At 72.8% G+C, this 5543-nt stretch carries 5 protein-coding genes; 1 reads left to right on the plus strand and 4 read right to left on the minus strand.

Features of this window, described 5'->3' with window-relative positions; translation table 11 throughout:
* From GUY61_RS33835 to GUY61_RS33845, 3 genes are all read right to left on the minus strand, one after another.
* Nucleotides 1-342, minus strand: a 342-nt coding sequence (locus GUY61_RS33835) for a biotin/lipoyl-containing protein (protein WP_313896992.1), incomplete at its 3' end; no start/stop codon positions are given.
* Between the two features lie 62 nt (nucleotides 343-404).
* Entirely contained in the window at nucleotides 405-1793 is a 1389-nt protein-coding gene (gene lpdA / locus GUY61_RS33840; RefSeq protein ID WP_166634146.1) for a dihydrolipoyl dehydrogenase, read from the minus strand.
* Between the two features lie 298 nt (nucleotides 1794-2091).
* Complete coding sequence (locus GUY61_RS33845; RefSeq protein ID WP_166634147.1) at nucleotides 2092-3618, minus strand: leucyl aminopeptidase; 1527 nt, start codon at nucleotides 3616-3618, stop codon at nucleotides 2092-2094.
* Between the two features lie 690 nt (nucleotides 3619-4308).
* Here GUY61_RS33845 and GUY61_RS33850 point away from each other — a divergent pair.
* On the plus strand, nucleotides 4309-5112 hold the full coding sequence (locus GUY61_RS33850) for an endo alpha-1,4 polygalactosaminidase (RefSeq protein WP_166634148.1): 804 nt from the start codon (nucleotides 4309-4311) through the stop codon (nucleotides 5110-5112).
* A gap of 74 nt (nucleotides 5113-5186) precedes the next feature.
* Here the strand turns inward: GUY61_RS33850 and GUY61_RS33855 are convergent.
* Nucleotides 5187-5543: adenosylcobinamide-GDP ribazoletransferase (locus GUY61_RS33855; RefSeq protein ID WP_208106798.1), on the minus strand; the 357-nt coding region annotated here is incomplete at its 5' end.

Below are 5543 nucleotides of genomic sequence, written 5' to 3' on the forward strand. Positions count from 1 at the left end.
GGACGGGGCCGTCTGGTCGGCGGCCGCGGGGGCCGGGACCGGCTCGGGCTCGGGAGCGGCCGCCGGAGCGGGCTCCGCGGCCGGGGCGGCGGCGGGGGCGCCGCTGCCGTCGTCGATGACGGCCAGCTCGGCGCCGACCTCCACCGTCTCGTCCTCGGCGACCTTGATGGACGCGAGGATTCCGGAGGCGGGGGCGGGGATCTCGGTGTCGACCTTGTCGGTGGAGACCTCGAGCAGCGGCTCGTCGGCCTCCACGTGTTCACCCTCGGCCTTCAGCCAGCGGGTGACGGTGCCTTCGGTCACGCTCTCACCGAGCGCCGGCAGTGTTACGGAAACCGCCATGGTTTCGGTTGCTCCTAACGAACTTTGCGGATTAGGGGTGCACGGCCCATCGGGAGAGCTGATCAGTCGTGGGAGTGCAGCGGCTTGCCGGCCAGGGCCAGGTGGGCCTCACCGAGCGCCTCGTTCTGCGTCGGGTGCGCGTGGACGAGCTGCGCGACCTCGGCGGGCAGCGCCTCCCAGTTGTAGATCAGCTGCGCCTCGCCGACCTGCTCGCCCATGCGGTCGCCGACCATGTGGACGCCGACCACGGCACCGTCCTTGACCTGGACGAGCTTGATCTCGCCGGCGGTCTTCAGGATCTTGCTCTTGCCGTTGCCCGCCAGGTTGTACTTCAGAGCGACGACCTTGTCGGCGCCGTAGATCTCCTTGGCCTTGGCCTCGGTGATACCCACGGAGGCGACCTCCGGGTGGCAGTACGTCACCCGCGGGACACCGTCGTAGTCGATCGGCACGGCCTTGAGGCCGGCGAGCCGCTCCGCCACCAGGATGCCTTCGGCGAAGCCCACGTGCGCGAGCTGGAGCGTCGGCACGAGGTCGCCGACGGCGGAGATGGTGGGCACGTTGGTCCGCATGTACTCGTCGACCAGGACGTAGCCCCGGTCCATGGCGACTCCGGCCTCCTCGTATCCGAGACCGGCCGAGACCGGGCCGCGGCCGATGGCGACCAGCAGCACCTCGGCCTCGAAGGTCTTGCCGTCCGCGAGGGTGACCTTGACACCGTTCTCGGTGTACTCGGCGCTCTGGAAGAACGTACCGAGGTTGAACTTGATGCCGCGCTTGCGGAAGGCGCGCTCAAGAAGCTTGGAGCTGTTCTCGTCCTCGACCGGCACCAGGTGCTTCAGGCCCTCGACGATCGTCACGTCGGTGCCGAAGGACTTCCAGGCGGAGGCGAACTCGACGCCGATGACGCCGCCGCCCAGGATGATCGCGGACTGCGGGACGCGGTCCAGGACCAGGGCGTGGTCGGAGGAGATGATGCGGTTGCCGTCGATCTCCAGGCCGGGCAGGGACTTCGGCACGGAGCCGGTCGCCAGGAGCACGTGGCGGCCCTCGATGCGGCGGCCGTTCACGTCGACGGAGGTGGGGGAGGACAGTCGGCCCTCGCCCTCGATGTACGTCACCTTGCGGGAGGCGACGAGACCCTGCAGGCCCTTGTAGAGGCCCGAGATCACGTCGTCCTTGTACTTGTGGACACCGGCGATGTCGATGCCCTCGAAGCTGGCCTTGACACCGAACTGCTCACTCTCACGGGCCTGGTCGGCGATCTCGCCGGCGTGCAGCAGGGCCTTGGTGGGAATGCATCCACGGTGCAGGCAGGTGCCGCCGAGCTTGTCCTTCTCGATCAGGGCGACGTCGAGGCCCAGCTGCGCTCCGCGCAGCGCCGCGGCGTAACCGCCGCTGCCACCGCCGAGGATCACTAGGTCGAAAACGGTGCTGGCGTCGTTCGCCACGTCACGTCCTCCATGCATGTGCGCCGGCGCCGGTCGTCCATGACCGGGCGGCGGCTGGTGTTTCGGCCGCTTCATCGTCGGCCCTGTGGTGGGGGCCCTGTCCTGCCGAGAACCCATCTTCGCACTTGTTCGGAGCGGCTGGGACGCGGGGCCGGGCTCTGAGACGGCGCCGGGCGGCGCCATCGGGGTTACTCACGCGTACGGCCGTACGGATTTCGTCGTGGGCGAAACCCGTACGGCCGTTGTGGCATCAGCTTCTCAATCCGCTCGTACCGGACCCGGCGGGGCCGGGCCCCGCTCAGCCGAGGTCGCCGGAGGCGGTGCGCTCGGCCAGGCGGACCAGGGTGCGGATCGCGGAGCCCGTGCCGCCCTTCGGCGTGTAGCCGTAGGGGCCCGACTCGTTGAAGGCCGGCCCCGCGATGTCGAGGTGGGCCCAGGTGATGCCCTCGCCGACGAACTCCTTCAGGAACAGGCCGGCAACCAGGCCGCCGCCCATCCGCTCGCCCATGTTGGCGATGTCGGCCGTGGAGGAGTCCATGCCCTTGCGCAGCTCGGCTGGCAGCGGCATCGGCCAGGACTGCTCGCCGACCTCCTCGGCGATCTCGTGCAGCGAGGTGCGGAACGCGTCGTCGTTGGCCATGATGCCGAAGGTCCGGTTGCCCAGCGCCAGCACCATCGCGCCGGTCAGCGTCGCCACGTCGACGATCGCGTCCGGCTTCTCCTCCGAGGCCCTGGTGAGCGCGTCGGCCAGGACCAGCCGGCCCTCGGCGTCCGTGTTGAGGACCTCGACCGTCTTGCCGGAGTACATGCGCAGCACGTCGCCGGGGCGGGTGGCCGAGCCGGACGGCATGTTCTCGGCGAGCGCCAGCCAGCCGGTGACATTGACCTCGAGGCCGAGACGGGCCGCCGCGACGACGGCGGCGAAGACGGCGGCGGCGCCGCTCATGTCGCACTTCATCGTCTCGTTGTGGCCGGCCGGCTTCAGCGAGATGCCGCCCGAGTCGTAGGTGATGCCCTTGCCGACCAGTGCCAGGTGCTTCTTCGCCCGGGAGCTGGTGTACGACAGCTTCACCAGCCGCGGCGGGGCGGCGGAGCCCGCGCCGACGCCGAGGATGCCGCCGTAGCCGCCCTTGGCGAGCGCCTTCTCGTCGAGCACCTGCACCTTGATGCCGTGCTGCTTGCCCGCCTCGGTGGCGATGGCGGCGAAGGCAGCCGGGTCCAGGTCGTTCGGCGGGGTGTTGATCAGGTCGCGTGCGCGGTTGACCTCCTCGGCCACCGCCAGGGCACGCTCGGCCGCGGCCTTGTGCTCCTTGTCACGCGGCTTCGCGCCGAGCAGGGCGACCTCGGCGAGGGGGGCCTTGCCGTTGCCCTCCTTGCCGTTCTTGCTCTCCTGGTACGCGGTGAAGGCGTACGCGCCGAGCAGCGCGCCCTCCGCGACGGCCGCCACGTCCGCGGCGCCGTCGAGCAGGGGCAGCGCGAAGGCCGCCTTCTTCGAGCCGGCCAGCGCACGGGAGGCGGCACCGGCGGCGCGGCGCAGCGCCTCGGCGCTGAACGTCTCGTCCTTCTCGGGTGCGCTGCCCAGGCCGACCGCCAGCACGACCGGAGCCTTGATGCCGGACGGCGCGGGGAGCTTGGTCACCTCGCCCTCGGCGCCGCTCGCGCCGAGGGTCTCGAGAACGGTGGCCAGCTTGCCGTCGAACGCCTTGTCCACGGCCTCCGCGCCCGGTGCGACGACGGGGCCCTTGGCGCCCTTCGCCACCCCGACGACGAGGGCGTCGGCGCGCAGCGTCGCCGCGCCGGCTGTGCTGAGAGTCAGAGCAGTCACGGTGGTGAGGTCTCGCTTCCGTTGAGTTTGTCGGCCGAAGGGGTGGGCGGCCGTGCCCGGCGCATCGTATTCCGGCCCAACGAGCGCCGGAAATGAGCCTACGCTCACCGCCCTCCGCACAAGGCTCCCCCGGGCTGCTGCCGGGTCATACGGGCGCGGGATGCAGGGATTCCCCTCGGTCCGCGGCGCGCTGTGCCGCGCCGTGCGGTGCCGCGCCGCGGTCCGGGAGCCGGGCCCCGGCGTCCGGGGCGGAGTGCGGTCCGGCGCCCCGAGCCCCCCCGCATGCCGTCGCCGCCGCTGTACGCGTCGTCGCCGTTCCCGGCGCCGCGCCGCCGTGGGTGCCGACCGGAGCCCGGTGGGGTTACGCGGGTTCGGGGACGCGCGGGGTGGTCCGGGAACCGGCGGGGCCCGGGCATGCGGGGCGGCGCGTGCGCGCGGGCCGCGGGCCCCGAACGGCGCCCGCGCTCAGGGGGACCGGCACGGCCGGTACGGTGCTGTGTCGGGCCGGACCGAGGCGGGTCGGCCACCTGGGGAGGGTGCGTGGAGCGGGGACGCCGGGCAGGACGGGCCGGCCGGGAACACGGGCCGGCGGCGCACGCGCGGCCGGGCAGGGCGCCGCGGCCTCCGGCCGGCCCACCACGGCAGCCGCGCACCGGCCGGCGCACGGTCTTCCCGTCCCCACCGCGGCCGTTGTCGCTGCTGCTGGTCCTGCTGCTCGCGGTTGCCGGCTGCACCGCCCCGGCCTCCGAGGACCCCGGAACGGGACGCGAGCGCTGGCGGCCGCACCCGGGACTGGACTGGCAGTGGCAGCTCAGCGGCCGCCTCGACCCGTCCGTCGACGTACCCGTGTACGACATCGACGGCTTCGACCGTCCCGCGTCCGCCGTCGCCGATCTGCACCGGCGCGGACGCAAGGTCATCTGCTACCTGTCCACCGGCGCCTGGGAGGAGTTCAGGCCCGACGCGGGCGACTTCCCCGAGTCCGTCCTCGGCCGCGGCAACGGCTGGGAGGGCGAGCGCTGGCTGGACGTCCGCCGTACCGACGTCCTCGGACCGATCATGGCGGCCCGCCTCGACATGTGCCGCGACAAGGGCTTCGACGCCGTCGAACCCGACAACATGGACGGCTACCGCAACCGCACCGGCTTCCCCCTCACCGCCGCCGACCAGCTCCGCTACAACCGGCTCATCGCCCGCCTCGCCCATGAACGGGGCATGGCGGTGGGCCTCAAGAACGACCTCGCCCAGATCCCGAGGCTCGTGAAGGACTTCGACTTCGCCGTCAACGAACAGTGCGTGCAGTACGGCGAGTGCGCCGCACTGACCCCGTTCGTCCGCGCGGGCAAGGCCGTCTTCCACGTCGAGTACGAACTGCCCACCCGGGAGTTCTGCGCCGAGTCCCGCAGGCTCGGGCTGAGTTCGATGCTGAAGAAGTACGAACTGGGCCCCTGGCGCAGGGCCTGCCCGGCCGCGGCGGGGCAGGCGGACGGCTGACACCCGCCCTCCCCGGCGGACTCACCCGGCGGACTCATCCGGCGGGCCGCCGACGCCCGTCGGCCGCTGGGCCGTCAGAACATGGTGAGCATCACGAGAACGGCCGTGGTGGCGGTCCCCTCCAGCGCCCCGAAGACATCGCCGGTCACCCCGCCGAAGCGGACCGTGCAGCGGCGCAGCAGCAACTCGGCGGCGCCCAGACCCACGACCGAAGCCGCCACGAAGGGCAGGCCCAGCGCCGCGCAGCCCACCAGCACGGTCACGGCCGCCGCCGCCGCGGCCGGCACCGGCACCACGGAGGCGACCGCCGCACCGAGCCCCTCGGGCCTGGCCGCGGGGACCCCGCGCCGCGCGGCCAGCGTGAGCGCGAGCCGGGCGGTGACCGCGGCGACGACGGCCGCGACGGCGCCTTGGGCCCAGTCGTCCCACCC

Origin of the sequence: Streptomyces sp. GC420, from assembly GCF_009916105.1 — a bacterium.
In the GTDB taxonomy this organism is placed as follows: domain Bacteria; phylum Actinomycetota; class Actinomycetes; order Streptomycetales; family Streptomycetaceae; genus Streptomyces.